Consider the following 15,310-nt stretch of genomic DNA (forward strand, 5'->3'; position numbering starts at 1 on the left):
TCCTTTACTTGATCGTCATCTCAGCCGCGCGATATTCCTTGATGGCGCGATAAGTAGGAAGAACATCCCCGGAGTTCGCATTCAGCTGCCCGGCTTCCTGCTGGCCAACTGATTTATGCACTTCTATCTGCGCAATGTTTCTGGCGATGGAGAGTGTGGCGACCTGCTTGCGGGTGAGCTCAAGGATCAGGCTGGTTTCTGTTACTTCAGCACGGTTCTTGGTAGCAGCAAGGGTTTGCTTGTCCACTTTAAGCACACGAACGCCCATCAAAACCGGTGAAATAGAGACGCTTTGGAAACTGCCAACCCGTGATTCATTAGCGAGGTTCTGTTCGATAGAAGAAAGGGCAATAATATCGACCCGGGTACCGTGAGTGATCAGGCCACCAATCAGCGACTGCGCTTCCACTTTAAGCGGATACGGAACCATATCCTGCTCAATAACGGTTTCCAGATAATCGATATCTTCCGGGGCAACGAAGATGTGATTTGACGCCATCTGCCCCTTGGTCAGGTCCTTTCTGGCCGCCATACCCACTTCATAACTGAAAAAGGCTTTTTCCGGATCTGCGGTATAGCCCTGGGCCCTGGCTTCGGACTCTTTAAGCTGTGCAGGTACAAGATCGTCTTCGGTGAGCAGATCTCCGGCAGCAATATCCCGGCCAAGCAACTGAACAGCCACCAGGCTTTCGGTTACTTCCTCCGGCTGTGCTTCAGGCTGTTGCTGAGACTGGGTCTCACCAAGATAGCGCCCGGACAAACCGTACAGACCAGCACCCACTGCGATCAATGCTACAGGGATTAGTATTCTCAGACTCATGTTCCCCCCAAAAGGCTGGCAGGATTACAGGGACGCAAGAATGCCTATGTAGCCACTGATACAGATAGGGACCCCATAAGGTAAGCCTCGCTCCCTTATATGATGACGCGTTGAGAAAATCAGATAGAGCACCGCCAGCACTCCGCCAAGAAAGAGGGTAAGCCAGAAAAAGACCGCCCAAAAGCCAGGCAGGATAAGTGAAGCCAGCACAGCCAAAAGCTTTATGTCACCAGGTGCTAAAAACGGGCGCAATATAACCGCCCCGCCGACCAGGAAAGCACACGCGAATAACAGTGACATATAATTGCCGCTGTAAACACTGCGAGCCACAGAGAAAAAAATGAGTAACAACAAAACTTTATTCTCTATTCGTCTGTACCGAAAATCGGTATAACAGATATAGGCCAGCAGTATTAACAGTACAGCCGCGATCAAAGCATTCAGGTAATCCAATTGCTCAACATAGATCATGCTTCACTGGTGTTTAGTTAGCAGCATTAATATTGCCACTAATTGCAGTCATTGCGTTTGTCAACGCTGCTTTAACACCACCAGCATCACTGAATACCGCCAACACGATAGCTGAGATAGCTACAGCGATAATGGCATATTCAATGGCGGTCACGCCGCGTTCGTCTTTAATAAAGCGGGTGCAAAGTGCACGAATGTATTGGAAGGTATAAGTGTTCATAACAAACTCCATTTATCAGCCCGTGTTGAACAATACGCATGTCAACACCTAATTTAAAGCTAGTTGGCAATATGACGGAGTTCAAACTTTTTTTCGTTTTTTTAGCCTGAAAATGACCAGAAAATGGCAGACTCACTCCCCACTCAAAACAAAACCCAAAGTTAATTAATTACCTTTAATAACAATTATATCTATAAGCCGGTTTTGTAAAAATAGCGAGCCAATTGATAAACGCATCACTTACTGAAACCAGATTATTTTCCATATTTACCTCATAGCAATGATTTATCTGGCAATTTTCAAGTCGGTCTTTTTTTTATTTAATTATTTAAACAGAACCCTGCCCGGCAAAGATGAGTGGTAACAGAGAAAAACCCGTGACCGCGAAAGCAAAACTGAGCGGGCTGGGCTAAGTTTGTATTGACGACAATCTTGCGGATCACGTAAATTTAACATTGTGATAACAAAGAAAATAACGATACGGAGTCACGCGATGAACCAGCCTCAACCAATGGCAACCCAAAAATGCTCTCTGCCTCCCCCTAATGAGATGATCCTGCGCTGGGCTGAACAGCGGCCTGATGATGTATGGTTGCGCCAGATCATCAACCGTCAGTTTGTTGAGTTCACCTACGCTGACGTTGCAGACAAGGCGCTGCGACTTGTCACGGCACTGCGCAACCTCGGCCTTAAGCCGGGCGATCGTATAGCGCTTATCTCCAAAAACTGCGCCGAATGGTTTATTACCGATCTGGCGCTGATGCTTGGTGACTATGTCAGCGTGCCTGTTTTCCCGACCGCCGGTGCCGAAACCATCGAATACTGTCTGACCCACAGTGAAAGTAAGGTACTGATCGCCGGCAAACTGGATGATGCCAGCGCGACCAGGCAGGTAATGGCTGATCTGCCGGATTTAATCACTATCTCACTGCCCTACGACAGCGCACCGGAATGTCAGTACCGTTTTACTTCCCTGACAGAGAGTTCAGAGCCCAGCACAGAACGCCCTCAGCACCACGATGATAAGCTGATGTCGCTGGTGTACACTTCCGGCACCTCTGGTGTACCCAAAGGCGCCATGCTGACCTACGGAGCGTTCAGCTGGTCTGTACAGCGTCTGATTGAACATATCGGCATTGAGAAAAACGACCGCCTGTTCTCTTACCTGCCGCTGGCCCATATTACTGAGCGTGTCTACATCTTTGGCTCCTCAGTTCAGGGTGGGGTTCAAACCGCTTTCCCGGAGTCACTCGACACCTTTATTGAAGATGTAAAAATGCACCGCCCAACGCTGTTTATATCGGTGCCGCGTCTGTGGACCCTGTTCCAGCAACGTATTCTGGATAAGCTGCCACAGAAAAAACTCAACATCCTGCTTAAGATCCCCTTCGTAAACAGTCTGATTAAGAGAAAACTCGCCGATGGCCTTGGCCTCGATCAGGCGCGGGTACTGGGGTGTGGTAGTGCACCTGTCTCCCCTTCCCTGCTGGAGTGGTACCACTCTGTTGGGCTGAACATTACCGAAGCCTGGGGGATGACCGAATCCTTCGCTTACAGCACCCTTAATCACCCGTTCCGCGCGGATAAAATCGGTACTGTGGGTAACGCAGGACCAGGCATTGAACTGAAGATCGCCGATGACTGCGAAATCCTGGTACGCGGAGGCGGGCTGTTTGCCGGCTACTATAAGAACGATGAAGCGACCAAAGAGAGCTTTACCGAAGACGGCTGGCTGCACACCGGTGACATTGGCTCACTCGACTCAGAAGGTTACCTGACCATTGAAGGGCGCAAAAAAGACACCTTCAAGACCGCCAAAGGTAAGTTTGTCTCCCCGGTTCCGATTGAGAAAAAAATCTTTGAGTACAGCCGGGTAGAAATGATGTGCCTGATCGGCTCCGGTCTTCCGGGCCCAATCCTGCTGGTAGTGCCGCATGATTTCCCGAACTTCGACCCGGCCCGCTATGAACGCACCACGGTGAAAGTCATCAACCGGATCAACAATGAGCTGGAGTCTCACGAGAAGATCAAAGGGGTACTGATGATCAAAGACCCATGGACGATAGACAATGGCATCCTGACACCGACACTGAAAATTAAACGTCATGTGCTGGAGAAAAAATATCACGATGTGGGCGCAAACTGGCCAGCTGGCAAGCTGGTAGTATGGGAAGAATAGACACTTAAAACAGAAAGAAAGCCACCGGTGTCTGTCGGTGGCTTTTTTTTATTTTATGAACGATTGGCGGTAATCGTCCCGGACCTGATCCTTTTCCACTCCGATATCCCTCAACTGATGCTCAGACAACGCTGACAAATCACGACGGGTACGGCTGTTCTGGTTCCACTGCTGAAGCAAAGCATAGAAATTCTTAATCCAGTCCAATGCCCCACGGCGCAGATGCCGCCGGCGTTTGATTATGATCTCATTCATACATCCCCCTTGATTATTAACCTCTTCACGGCTCATAATCCATCAGGGCAACAAATGTCACAAACGATACCTATTAACACTTAGTTAAGGAAAACTTAAGTGAGAGAAAAACTCCCACCACTTCAGGCGTTATACTATTTCTGCACCGCCGCCCAGACCGGCAGCTTCAAACGTGCGGCAGAAGAGCTTTTCGTTTCTCCGGCAGCAATCAGCCAGCAGATCCGGCAACTTGAAGAGTGGCTTAGCTGTGACCTTTTTTTACGCCAGCATCGCAGGGTCACCCTGACCAAAGAGGGTCAGATCCTCTTTCAGGCGGCACAAAAAGGATTTACTGAACTGCAAAACGGCATACGCATGCTGAATAAGGACCCCGAACCAAACCGGCTTGCTATATCGACCCTGCCTTCTTTCGCTCAGCACTGGCTGGTTCCCCGCATTCAGGGTTTTCGCGACCTTCACCCGGAAATGTCACTGCTCATCGAGCCCACAAACACCCTGGTCGACTTTCAGGGGGATGCGGTTGATATCTGTGTCCGTTACGGCCCCGGGGATTACCATGGAATAGAGAGCATCCTGCTGATGGAAGAGATGCTCTATCCGGCCTGTCACCCGCTTTACCTGAAGCAGCACAACATCCGCGGCGTTCATGACCTGTATATGGCTGACCTTATCGAAGATTTCTGGCCGGATATGGACTGGAGCCGCTGGCTGGAGTCCATCGGCGCCAGACCGGGTAAACCCGCCCTGAAGTACAATGGGGCACATTTTGTTTTGGAAGGAGCGCTGGCCGTACAGGGGATTGCACTGGTCCGTCACAGCCTGGCTTACCGTTATATTCAGGAAGGCAAACTGGTCCGGATTGGAAATCTGGCGTGTAAATCGCACTACAGTTACTACCTGTGCGCGCCGGAAGGTTATTTAAAACGGGAAAAAATCCAGCAGTTTGCCAGCTGGCTGCAGCAGGAGATACAGCTGTTTCAGGCTCACATGCCCGGAGATCTGGAACTGATTGAAGTGTAAAAGCTCATGGCTCTGGGCGGCACTATCCCGCTTCCCGCCTCTTAACATCTCGTTTCTGACGCATAAAAAAACCGCCGGAAAGACCGGCGGTTTTTTATCAACTTAAAGAAATGTAATTATTTCTTCTCGTTGCGAGCTTTTTGCTCTGCGATTACTTCTTCAGCAACGTTTGCTGGACATGCAGCGTAGTGATCGAACTCCATAGAGAACTGACCACGGCCAGAAGTAATAGTACGCAGGTGACCGATGTAGCCAAACATCTCAGACAGAGGTACGTTTGCCTTGATACGAACACCAGTAGCACCAGCTTGCTGATCTTTGATCATACCGCGACGACGGTTCAGGTCACCAATAACGTCACCAACGTGATCGTCTGGAGTGAACACGTCTACGTGCATGATTGGCTCAAGAAGCTGAGGGCCAGCTTTTGGCATAGACTGACGGAATGCGCCTTTCGCTGCGATTTCAAATGCGATTGCAGATGAGTCAACTGCGTGGAAGCCACCGTCGAACAGTTCTACTTCAACGTCCAGAGTTGGGAAGCCAGCAAGAACACCGTTCTCCATCATGCCCGCGAAGCCTTTCTCGATTGCAGGCCAGAATTCCTTAGGAACGTTACCGCCAACAACAGTTGAAGAGAAAGTGAAGCCAGAGTTTGGCTCGCCTGGCTTGATGCGGTAGTCGATCTTACCGAACTGACCAGAACCACCAGACTGCTTCTTGTGGGTGTAGCTGTCTTCAACAGCCTGAGTGATGGTTTCACGGTAAGCTACCTGTGGAGCACCAACTTCCAGCTCAACGCCGTAAGTACGCTTCAGGATGTCTACCTTGATGTCCAGGTGAAGTTCACCCATACCTTTCAGGATGGTTTCGCCTGAATCTTCGTCAGTCTCAACCTGGAATGATGGATCTTCTGCAACCATCTTACCGATAGCGATACCCATCTTCTCAGTAGAACCTTTATCTTTAGGCGCTACAGCGATAGAGATTACTGGTTCTGGGAAGATCATTGGTTCCAGAGTACATTCGTGCTTAGGATCACACAGAGTGTGACCAGTCTGAACGTTCTTCATACCAACAACAGCGATGATGTCACCCGCTTGTGCAGTAGTCAGTTCGTTACGCTCGTCCGCCTGCATCTCAACCATACGGCCGATACGCTCAGTTTTACCAGTTGCAGCGTTCAGGATGGTGTCACCCTTGCTCATTACACCTGAGTAGATACGGATGAAGGTCAGGGCGCCGAAACGGTCGTCCATAATCTTAAATGCAAGCGCACGCAGTGGCTCGTCTGCAGATACAGTTGCAACTTCGCCAGTTGGCTCACCAGTTTCTTTGTCAGTCAGTGGCTGAGGATCAACTTCAGTTGGAGAAGGCAGGTAGTCTACTACTGCGTCCAGGATCAGCTGCATACCTTTGTTTTTGAATGCAGAACCACAGAAAGTAGGGAAGAACGCCAGGTCACGGGTACCTTTACGGATACAAGCTTTCAACTGCTCAACAGTCGGCTCTTCGCCTTCCATGTAAGCCATCATCAGCTCTTCGTCCTGCTCTACAGCAGACTCAACCAGCTCTTCACGGTACTGTTCCATGTCGTCAACCATGTCCGCAGGAACTTCTTTAATTTCGTAGTTTTCTGGCAGACCAGTGTCGTCCCAAACGTACGCCTGACGGTTCAGTACGTCTACAACACCAACGAAGTCGTCTTCACGACCGATTGGCAGGGTCATTACCAGTGGGTTAGCGCCAAGAACGTTCTTCACCTGATCAACAACGTTGAAGAAGTCTGCGCCCATACGGTCCAGCTTGTTTACGAAGATCAGACGTGCAACTTCTGATTCGTTCGCGTAACGCCAGTTTGTTTCTGACTGAGGCTCAACACCACCAGAACCACAGAATACACCGATACCACCATCTAGTACTTTCAGAGAACGGTAAACTTCTACGGTGAAGTCAACGTGTCCAGGAGTATCGATAACGTTCAGACGGTGATCGTTCCAGAAACAACTTACAGCAGCTGACTGAATTGTAATACCACGCTCAGCTTCCTGCTCCATGAAGTCAGTAGTAGATTCACCATCGTGAACCTCACCAGTTTTGTGGATCTGACCCGTTAGCTTAAGGATACGCTCAGTGGTAGTGGTTTTACCCGCATCAACGTGCGCGAAAATACCAATGTTTCTGTATTTCGATAAATCTGCCATTGTCTTACTCTGTTAATAAGGTATAAATTGCGCGCAGAGTATACCACAATCTGTCAAGACTGATACCCTTGCGTGCGATTGAGAACAAAAAACTTTTCCCCCTCATTTCTGAGGGTGAAAAGCCGTGTATAAAATCTAGTTCAGGACTGAAAATTATCCAGTAAATTGCAGCGATCGCTGCTGATAATGAACGTTATAGCTCATCAAACGCAGAGATGGCTTCAGACAGTTTCTTCACACCATGGATCTGCATTCCTTCAATACCCCCTTTGGGCATATTGGCTGCCGGTACAATAGCCTTTTTAAAGCCATGTTTAAAGGCTTCATTTAATCGCTCCTGCCCGCTTGGCACCGGACGGATCTCACCGGCAAGGCCAACCTCACCAAACACCACCACATCTTTTGGCAGCGGCCGGTCACGGAAACTCGACAGCAACGCCATGATCAATGCAAGGTCCGCACTGGTCTCGGTGACCTTAACGCCGCCCACGACGTTAACAAACACGTCCTGGTCTGCCATCTGCAGTCCACCGTGTTTATGCAGTACAGCCAGTAATAAAGAGAGACGATTCTGCTCAAGGCCAACCGCAACCCGGCGCGGGTTAGCCAGCTGGGAGTAATCCACCAGCGCCTGGATTTCGACCAGCAGCGGCCGGGTACCTTCCCACACCACCATCACTGAGCTGCCGGAGGTTTCCTCCTCCCCCCGCGACAGGAAAATCGCCGACGGGTTACTCACTTCACGCAGCCCCTGCCCGGTCATGGCAAACACGCCCAGCTCATTGACCGCTCCAAAACGGTTTTTGTGGCTGCGCAGGGTCCGGAAGCGGCTGTCGCTGCCACCATCGAGCAATACCGAACAGTCAATAATGTGCTCCAGCACTTTAGGCCCGGCCAGGGTACCGTCTTTTGTTACATGTCCGACGATAAAAATCGAGACGTTATTTTGCTTGGCATAACGGGTCAGCGCCGTCGCTGCCTCACGCACCTGGGCCACACTGCCCGGGGAGGACTGCACATCCGAAACGTGCATCACCTGAATCGAGTCAATGACCATGATGCGCGGCTGCTCTTTCTCCGCCACCTGACAAATCTTATCGACGTTGGTTTCCGAGAGCATTTTCAGGTGCTCTTTGGGCAGGCCAAGACGGGAGGCGCGCATTGCCACCTGCTGAAGCGACTCCTCGCCGGTCACATACAGGGTTTTCATCTGTGAAGAGAGCCAGCACATGGTCTGAAGCAGCAGGGTCGATTTACCTGCGCCCGGGCTGCCGCCTATAAGAATGGCCGCCCCCGGTACAACACCACCTCCAAGTACCCGGTCGAGCTCTTTAAAGCCACTGGTAAAGCGCGGCACTTCCTGAAGGTCGATTTCTGCCAGGGTCTGAACCTGAGACTCACCCGCGCCACCAGCATAACCGCTCAGGCGCTCATTTCTGGCGACCGTCGGGGAAGCCGCCAGACGCACTTCAGAAATGGTGTTCCATGCGCCACAGGCATTACACTGACCCTGCCAGCGGGGAAAATCCGCGCCACAATCATTACAAACATAGGCTCGTTTCGCTTTGGCCATGACAGGTCTTTGCTCCAATATTTGAACTTTAATCAACAGCCGGGATACTCAATCCCGGCTGAATCCGTATAATCGATTACTCGAACCGCTAAAGCCAGGCGCATTGCGGCCGATATTTATTTAAGGACAAATACTCTAACAGAAATAATGGAACAGGCAGAAATTCTCTCGCTGGTCGAACGATTGCTCCCGGTCTACCACTCTGAAGACTTCGAGCTGGTACTGAACCAGATGACCGAAGGTGAGCACCCTTCCGCCCGTCTTCTCGTGAAGATGGAGCTTAAGCGCGTCATGGCACCATGTCAGAAATCCATCGACCTGCGCGGCCGGGTACAGGGAGAATGCCGCGAATACCACCTTAATGGCATCCGTCACTGGCTCGATGATGTGGCGATCAACGCCTATCACAAAAAGGTCAAACGCTACGGCGCCTATACCGAAGGCGTCTGGGAAGCGCTGGTTAATACCCGCCACAAATACCGGACCGTTAATCCGGTGCGCCCGAACATGCCTTATGCAATAACCGACCCCGACAGCCCGTTTGAAGCCGATATCGTCAGGCTCGGGTACGACCTGCGCCGGCAAGAAAACCGTCTGCGCATGGCGAGTCAAGTCGATATCGAGCGTGAGTCCGGCCAGATTGTTCACGGAGTCAGCGTCGATTTATCCTGCTCTGGTGCCAAGTTCAAGGTACCGAGTGCATTTGACTATCGCCTTGGTGAAGTGCTGAACGTCTCCTTTACCCAGATAGCCAACGAGCTGAAAGACCCGGAAATGGCTGAGCGGATAGAGTACCGCATCCTCGGAGTCGATGACTGTTATGAAAACAGTGCTGTTCGCTGGCTTCGCCTCAAGCGCCTGACCGAGACCGACCTGGTTGCCCGGGCGATAGACCAGTTCCTGCAGGGTGACTCCAAACGGGCCAAGCGCGCCAAGCATGATAACCAGGACCATATTATCCGCGCCCGCGCCCGTGGTTATGAACACTGTTACCTGCGTCATACCTGTCACCTGCCACTGTTTTTCAGCGGCACTGAGCTTCGCTATGCCCTGCTGACCGATGCCAACCAGTCCCTGTGGCAGTACTGGCACGATGAGCGCAACCAGCAGACCTTCGGCACCCTGTTTACCCGTGACCGAATGTCACCACTTATCCAGCCTGGCATGCGCGAAAGCAACAATTTTATTTACGCTTTTACCCACACCCATCAAAACAAAAAACTGTTCTACAGCATGATGCTGCCCGAAGCCAACCGGGCGCAGCGCCAGCTGTTCTGGCATATCGGTGCCCGCCGCCCGAGCTGGCGGGTCTACCGGCTGCACATGTTTGAGCTGAGCCAGGAAGAGATCCAGGAGTTTCACCACGCTGCACCGGAGCTGAAAGAAACCCTGAACTCCCTGACCCATATAGGCCTGCTGCAGGAGATCAGTAACCAGGAACAGAGCCTGGATTATCTGCTGACGGAAAAACCCACCCTGCCAAGTGCAGAGCTTAACCCTTTCCGCCATTCGCGCCAGATACTCGGCCATCCGCAGGGGATCTATTTCGACGCCAGTACCCGCCGAAGCGAACCTCGCTTTGAATTTGAGTCACCCATTGAAATACTGGTCGGCCCGGGTGCGAAAGTAAAAGGTACCACAAAGAACTTTTCCAGCCGGGGATTGCAAATCGCGGTGCCTGCCCCGCTGCCGCTTAAAGCCGGGGACAAACTGCCGGTCAGCTTCCTTGAGCTTCAGCGTTACGATGAAAAAGTCCCGCTGACCGAAGTGCCCTACACCGTAGTGCGGATCAGCCCCGATGGCTTCAGTATTCAACTGAAAATCGAGGACACTCATAACTCCAGCCGGGCGATTAACTTCCTGAAGAGGCTGATCAACCACAACCAGGAACGTCTGTCCAAAGAGGCGGAACTGCTGCCATCCCATGAGCTGCTTAACACCATGCACCATCAGCTGCTGGGGCGCATGGTCAGCCTCCCGTTCTATGTGGAAAAGAAAGACCGTATGCTTCAGCCAAGAACCGTGGGTGTCAATACACCGCTTAATGCGCTGGCCCGGCTGTTCCAGTCACTGGGCCACAATGGCAGAATGTCTCTGGAGCCACTGTTTAAGGGCCGGACCAATACCCTGCTCGCCACCCCGATGCGCCCGGTCGAAGGGGCAAGACCAGTGTTCCACGATATGTATGTATCGGTGATTCAAAATGGCAAACAGATTGAGAAAATTGAAACCCGGTTATTGAGTGATTTTGACTCCATCGAGCAGCGGATAAGTTTTGTCAAAATTGCCAAAACTCAGGGGCAGTTTTTTGCGCTGCGCATCTCCGGGATCCCGGTAACCGAGCCCACAACCCAGATGCTGAAAGAGGAGCTCGGCAGCCTGGCCAAAGCCACACTGCATCACGCGAGGAACATTGAGAAAGAGTTCTCCAGCCTGGTGGGCTATGGGGAGATCATCGATATTACTGACGAAGTGATGATCCGGCTGGAAGTCACCTGAACCACCTATTTCAGAAAATAACAAAGGGGCCAGCAGGCCCCTTTGCTTTTAATACCGGCGATATTATTACCATCTGATCTTTCGCTGTTTGGCCAGCTGACCACTTAAAATACACAATACACCGAGCAGGTCTGCGTGCCTCACCGCCACCTGAGCCTGAGCGGTGACTTTAGGCTTAGCATGATAAGCAACGCCCAGTCCGGCCGCTTCCATCATCACAAGATCATTAGCACCGTCGCCCACCGCTATGGTCTGCATCCCTTCGATACCATAACGTTCTGCAAGCTGACCAAGAATATCGGCTTTGGCCTGCGCGCCGACCACATCTCCCAGCACTTCACCGGTCAGTTTCCCGTTTTCAATCGCCAGCTGGTTGGAGCGGGTATAATCGAGCTCAAGTAACTCACCCAGGTGATCAGAGAAATAAGTGAAGCCACCAGAAGCCACCGCCGTTTTCCAGCCAAAGCTTTTCAGTGTCGCCACCAGCTCACGGACACCCGGCATCAGTGGCAGGTGCTCCCGCACTTTACCCAAAATAGCCTCATCGGCATCTTTGAGCGCAGCAACCCGCTGGCGCAGGCTTTGCTCAAAATCGAGCTCGCCCTGCATGGCGCGTTCTGTCACTTCCGCTACCATCTCTCCCACCTCAGGCCCGGCCAGTTTGGCGATTTCATCAATACACTCAATCTGAATGGCGGTGGAGTCCATATCCATCAAAAGCAGGCCAGGACGACTTAAATCAGGCACATCATTAAGCGGGGCGTAATCCAGCGCCAGCTCATCCAGAATAGTCTGGTGTTCCGTGGTCAGCTCGCCAGCCATCAGCGCCACTTCATAAGGGCCTACCTGCCAGGCATCGACCACAGCATTATATTGTCCGGTAAAGAAATCAAGGTCTTCGAGATGACGCAAGGAGAGGCTCGGACCATAAATGATCCAACTAGCTTTTTGCCGGTCACGAAAGTGTGCCGACTGAATTTCGGGTAAACGGGTGCGCAATCCGATGCGCTTTTTCATCTTTGATACTGTCATAACTTCCCTGGTACTGGTATCCGTTCTAATTCCCCAAACGTTAACCTATTGCAAAAGCAAAAGGCAAGCTACAATAGAGACCAAACCGCGCATCATCGCGCCAGGTTCAGATGAGTTGATAACGGATGAGTAGTTCAATTTTTTCTTTTCGCTCTTTTTTACGCGTGGTCACCATGCTGATCGTCGCCACTCTGTTTGCGGTCACGATCCAAAACAGTGTCATCATCAGTAAAGGTAACGAGCGTATTCAGGCCCGTCAGCTGGAAACCCTGACCAACGTACTGGTCACCCAGGCCGCTCTCTCGGCCAGCAGCATGCTGGTCAATGATGAGCAGGAGCGTCTGCTGGCCCTGACTAACCAGCTGGCTCAGGACCGGCTGGTATTTGATGCCACCATCTACGACTCTGAAGGGGCCAAACTGGCCGCCAGCGAAAACGCCAAACCGGTACGCGAAACCTTAGGGCTGGATACCCCGCTGGCCACCGCCAGTATCGGCCGCCAGCAACTGGTGGAACCCATCTACCACCAGGAGAGCCTGATCGGCTTTGTGCGGATCACGTTTGAGAAAGGCATGGTGACCGCCATTTCAGACCACCACTACCGCAACAGTGACCGCATGATGTACCTGATGCTGATAATGAGCTTCGTCAGCGGACTGCTGATCAGCTTCCTGCTGCGCCGTCATGTGAAAAAACGCAGGGATAGTGGGGAGAATTTGCTGCTGAAACAGGTTTAGGGCGGTACGCGGTTCTCGGTACGCGGGTTCAGCCTATAGAACTGAACTAATCCCGTGGACCAAGAACCAAAGACTACAAATCCCAAAACAAACAGATTTGAGGCGCTTCCCGGTAAGCGGTGCGGGGCCAACAGTTCAGCCCGGAAAACAGAACCATTCCCGCGGACCGATAACCGAGGACCGCGAACCCCAATTACAAAAAACGCGCCGATCTCCCGGCGCGTTTTTCATTTCAATTTAAGCACAAACCAGCGCCTAGTCACCCAACAATACTGAATCCAGTGCAATTTCCATCATCTCGTTGAACGTGGTGGCACGCTCTTCTGAAGTGGTCTGCTCGCCGGTTTTGATGTGGTCTGATACGGTACAGATCGCCAGTGCTTTCGCGCCGTATTCTGCTGCTACGCCGTAGATGCCTGCCGCTTCCATCTCAACGCCAACGATGCCGTACTTGTCCATTACATCGAACATTTCCGGATCCGGCGTGTAGAACAGCTCAGCAGAGAACAGGTTGCCGACTTTAACTTCGATGCCGCGTGCTTTTGCCGCTTCTTCCGCGTTTTTCACCATCTGGTAATCAGCGATTGCAGCGAAGTCATGGCCTTTGAAACGGATACGGTTCACTTTTGAATCGGTACATGCACCCATGCCGATCACCACATCACGTACTTTGATGTCTTCGTTTACCGCACCACAGCTGCCCACACGGATGATCTTCTTCACGCCGAAGTCTTTAATCAGCTCTGTCACGTAAATTGAGCACGATGGGATACCCATACCGTGGCCCATTACTGAGATCTTACGGCCCTTGTAAGTACCGGTGTAACCGTACATATTACGCACGTCACAAACCTGTACCACGTCATCCAGGAAGGTCTCGGCAATGTACTTGGCGCGCAGCGGATCGCCCGGCATCAGTACTACGTCTGCAAAAGCACCCATTTCCGCATTAATGTGTGGAGTAGCCATTTGAATTTCCTTGTCAATTGTTACAACAGCCTGATTATCAGGCGAAAAAAACACAAAAAAAAGCTCCGGACGAATCACGCCCGGAGCTGATATTTATTACAGGAAGCTTCTGCCGAAGTCCATATCTGAGATACCGAAGTAGCTTGCCAGAGTCTGACCAATGTCAGCAAAGGTCTCACGGCGGCCCAGAGAACCAGCCGGTACTTTCGGACCGTATACCAGCACAGGGATGTGCTCACGGGTGTGGTCAGTACCAGGCCAGGTTGGGTCACAACCGTGGTCAGCAGTGATGATCAGTACATCGTCTTCTTTCAGCATACCCAGGATTTCTGGCAGACGGCCGTCGAAGTATTCCAGCGCAGCTGCGTAGCCCGCTACGTCACGACGGTGACCGTAAGCTGAGTCGAAGTCTACGAAGTTGGTGAATACGATAGTGTTATCACCCGCTTTTTCAATCTGCTCTTTGGTCGCTTCAAACAGCGCCGGGATACCGGTCGCTTTTACTTTCTGAGTGATACCACAACCAGCGTAAATGTCAGAGATCTTACCGATAGACACCACGTCACCGCCTTTCTCGTCAACCAGCTTCTGCAGAACGGTTGCTGATGGTGGCTCTACAGACAGGTCACGGCGGTTACCGGTACGTGCAAACTCACCGGCTTTAGGGCCGATAAACGGACGGGCGATAACACGGCCGATGTTGTAGTCTTCCAGCTCTTCACGGGCGATCTGACACAGCTCCAGCAGGTTATCCAGGCCGTAAGTTTCTTCATGACAGGCGATCTGGAATACAGAGTCAGCCGAGGTGTAGAAGATTGGCTTACCGGTTGCCATGTGCTCTTCGCCCAGGTCATCAAGAACCTGAGTACCAGACGCGTGGCAGTTACCCAGGTAACCAGGCAGGTTCGCGCGTTCTACGATGCGGTCCAGCAGTTCCTGCGGGAAGCTGTTGGTCTTGTCAGTGAAGTAGCCCCAGTCAAACAGGACAGGTACACCGGCAATTTCCCAGTGACCAGACGGAGTATCTTTACCTGAAGACAGCTCAGCCGCGTGGCCGTAAGCGCCGATCACTTCAACGCTGTCATCCATACCTGCTGCCAGGTTACCGGTAGACTCTTTACCCGCCATCGCCAGACCCAGTTTGGTCAGGTTTGGCAGTTTCAGCGCGCCGCTGCGCTCAGCGTTGTCTGCTTTGCCCTCTGCACATTGCTGTGCGATGTGGCCAAAAGTGTCTGAGCCTTTATCGCCAAACTTGTCAGCATCAGCGGTCGCGCCGATGCCAAAAGAATCCAGTACTAAAATAATTGAACGTTTCATAATGCCTCTCCACC

General features: G+C 51.8%; 13 protein-coding genes. 4 read left to right on the forward strand and 9 right to left on the reverse strand.

All coding sequences use genetic code 11. From position 1 onward, the window contains the following. Nucleotides 1-4: 4 nt before the first annotated feature. From cpaB to ACVB80_RS12055, 3 genes are read right to left on the reverse strand one after another with little or no spacing between them, the layout of a single operon-like run. Entirely contained in the window at nucleotides 5-820 is an 816-nt protein-coding gene (gene cpaB, locus ACVB80_RS12045) for a Flp pilus assembly protein CpaB (protein WP_481081527.1), read from the reverse strand. Between the two features lie 24 nt (nucleotides 821-844). Beyond that, the gene (locus ACVB80_RS12050) at nucleotides 845-1,291 is read right to left on the reverse strand and encodes an A24 family peptidase (protein ID WP_481081528.1); all 447 of its coding nucleotides are present in this window, start codon (nucleotides 1,289-1,291) and stop codon (nucleotides 845-847) included. A 13-nt stretch (nucleotides 1,292-1,304) separates the two neighbouring features. Then, nucleotides 1,305-1,511, reverse strand: a complete 207-nt coding sequence (locus tag ACVB80_RS12055; protein WP_481081529.1) for a Flp family type IVb pilin — start codon at nucleotides 1,509-1,511, stop codon at nucleotides 1,305-1,307. A gap of 493 nt (nucleotides 1,512-2,004) precedes the next feature. Between ACVB80_RS12055 and ACVB80_RS12060 the strand changes: the two genes are divergently transcribed. Beyond that, a complete protein-coding gene (locus ACVB80_RS12060; RefSeq protein ID WP_481081530.1) occupies nucleotides 2,005-3,690 on the forward strand; it encodes an AMP-binding protein in 1,686 nt (561 codons plus the stop codon). 48 nt (nucleotides 3,691-3,738) lie between these two features. On the opposite strand, the gene ACVB80_RS12065 is transcribed toward ACVB80_RS12060, so the two are convergent. Then, complete coding sequence (locus tag ACVB80_RS12065) at nucleotides 3,739-3,945, reverse strand: DUF1127 domain-containing protein (protein WP_481081531.1); 207 nt, start codon at nucleotides 3,943-3,945, stop codon at nucleotides 3,739-3,741. Between the two features lie 99 nt (nucleotides 3,946-4,044). Here ACVB80_RS12065 and ACVB80_RS12070 point away from each other — a divergent pair, with 99 nt between their 5' ends. Beyond that, entirely contained in the window at nucleotides 4,045-4,965 is a 921-nt protein-coding gene (locus ACVB80_RS12070; protein ID WP_481081532.1) for a LysR substrate-binding domain-containing protein, read from the forward strand. A gap of 116 nt (nucleotides 4,966-5,081) precedes the next feature. On the opposite strand, the gene fusA is transcribed toward ACVB80_RS12070, so the two are convergent. Together fusA and radA are read right to left on the reverse strand one after the other, a co-directional pair. Then, on the reverse strand, nucleotides 5,082-7,169 hold the full coding sequence (gene fusA, locus ACVB80_RS12075; RefSeq protein ID WP_481081533.1) for an elongation factor G: 2,088 nt from the start codon (nucleotides 7,167-7,169) through the stop codon (nucleotides 5,082-5,084). Between the two features lie 193 nt (nucleotides 7,170-7,362). After that, entirely contained in the window at nucleotides 7,363-8,742 is a 1,380-nt protein-coding gene (gene radA / locus ACVB80_RS12080; protein ID WP_481081534.1) for a DNA repair protein RadA, read from the reverse strand. Between the two features lie 147 nt (nucleotides 8,743-8,889). On the opposite strand from radA, the gene ACVB80_RS12085 reads away from it, so the two are divergent. Continuing rightward, nucleotides 8,890-11,241 carry a PilZ domain-containing protein gene (locus ACVB80_RS12085; RefSeq protein ID WP_481081535.1) on the forward strand — a complete coding sequence of 784 codons (2,352 nt, stop codon included), beginning with the start codon at nucleotides 8,890-8,892 and terminating at the stop codon, nucleotides 11,239-11,241. Nucleotides 11,242-11,307: 66 nt separating this feature from the next. On the opposite strand, the gene serB is transcribed toward ACVB80_RS12085, so the two are convergent. Beyond that, nucleotides 11,308-12,273 carry a phosphoserine phosphatase gene (gene serB / locus ACVB80_RS12090; protein WP_481081536.1) on the reverse strand — a complete coding sequence of 322 codons (966 nt, stop codon included), beginning with the start codon at nucleotides 12,271-12,273 and terminating at the stop codon, nucleotides 11,308-11,310. 125 nt (nucleotides 12,274-12,398) lie between these two features. Between serB and ACVB80_RS12095 the strand changes: the two genes are divergently transcribed. Continuing rightward, nucleotides 12,399-13,010: a YtjB family periplasmic protein gene (locus ACVB80_RS12095; RefSeq protein WP_481081537.1), complete on the forward strand. Its 612-nt coding sequence runs from the start codon at nucleotides 12,399-12,401 to the stop codon at nucleotides 13,008-13,010. Between the two features lie 255 nt (nucleotides 13,011-13,265). Here the strand turns inward: ACVB80_RS12095 and deoD are convergent, their stop codons facing one another. Together deoD and ACVB80_RS12105 are read right to left on the reverse strand one after the other, a co-directional pair. Next, the gene (gene deoD / locus ACVB80_RS12100; RefSeq protein ID WP_481081538.1) at nucleotides 13,266-13,979 is read right to left on the reverse strand and encodes a purine-nucleoside phosphorylase; all 714 of its coding nucleotides are present in this window, start codon (nucleotides 13,977-13,979) and stop codon (nucleotides 13,266-13,268) included. Between the two features lie 96 nt (nucleotides 13,980-14,075). Beyond that, entirely contained in the window at nucleotides 14,076-15,296 is a 1,221-nt protein-coding gene (locus tag ACVB80_RS12105) for a phosphopentomutase (protein ID WP_481081539.1), read from the reverse strand. Nucleotides 15,297-15,310 lie beyond the last annotated feature (14 nt).

The organism is Vibrio sp. 9-16B-A1 (genome assembly GCF_056726165.1).

What these genes read in the sequence shown, in the direction of transcription:
- serB (WP_481081536.1), bottom strand. Translation starts at nt 12,273, where the DNA reads ATGACAGTATCAAAGATGAAAAAGCGCATCGGATTGCGCACCCGTTTA.
- ACVB80_RS12105 (WP_481081539.1), bottom strand. Translation starts at nt 15,296, where the DNA reads ATGAAACGTTCAATTATTTTAGTACTGGATTCTTTTGGCATCGGCGCG.
- ACVB80_RS12085 (WP_481081535.1), top strand. Translation starts at nt 8,890, where the DNA reads ATGGAACAGGCAGAAATTCTCTCGCTGGTCGAACGATTGCTCCCGGTC.
- radA (WP_481081534.1), bottom strand. Translation starts at nt 8,742, where the DNA reads ATGGCCAAAGCGAAACGAGCCTATGTTTGTAATGATTGTGGCGCGGAT.
- ACVB80_RS12050 (WP_481081528.1), bottom strand. Translation starts at nt 1,291, where the DNA reads ATGATCTATGTTGAGCAATTGGATTACCTGAATGCTTTGATCGCGGCT.
- fusA (WP_481081533.1), bottom strand. Translation starts at nt 7,169, where the DNA reads ATGGCAGATTTATCGAAATACAGAAACATTGGTATTTTCGCGCACGTT.
- cpaB (WP_481081527.1), bottom strand. Translation starts at nt 820, where the DNA reads ATGAGTCTGAGAATACTAATCCCTGTAGCATTGATCGCAGTGGGTGCT.
- ACVB80_RS12065 (WP_481081531.1), bottom strand. Translation starts at nt 3,945, where the DNA reads ATGAATGAGATCATAATCAAACGCCGGCGGCATCTGCGCCGTGGGGCA.
- ACVB80_RS12055 (WP_481081529.1), bottom strand. Translation starts at nt 1,511, where the DNA reads ATGAACACTTATACCTTCCAATACATTCGTGCACTTTGCACCCGCTTT.
- ACVB80_RS12060 (WP_481081530.1), top strand. Translation starts at nt 2,005, where the DNA reads ATGAACCAGCCTCAACCAATGGCAACCCAAAAATGCTCTCTGCCTCCC.
- deoD (WP_481081538.1), bottom strand. Translation starts at nt 13,979, where the DNA reads ATGGCTACTCCACACATTAATGCGGAAATGGGTGCTTTTGCAGACGTA.
- ACVB80_RS12095 (WP_481081537.1), top strand. Translation starts at nt 12,399, where the DNA reads ATGAGTAGTTCAATTTTTTCTTTTCGCTCTTTTTTACGCGTGGTCACC.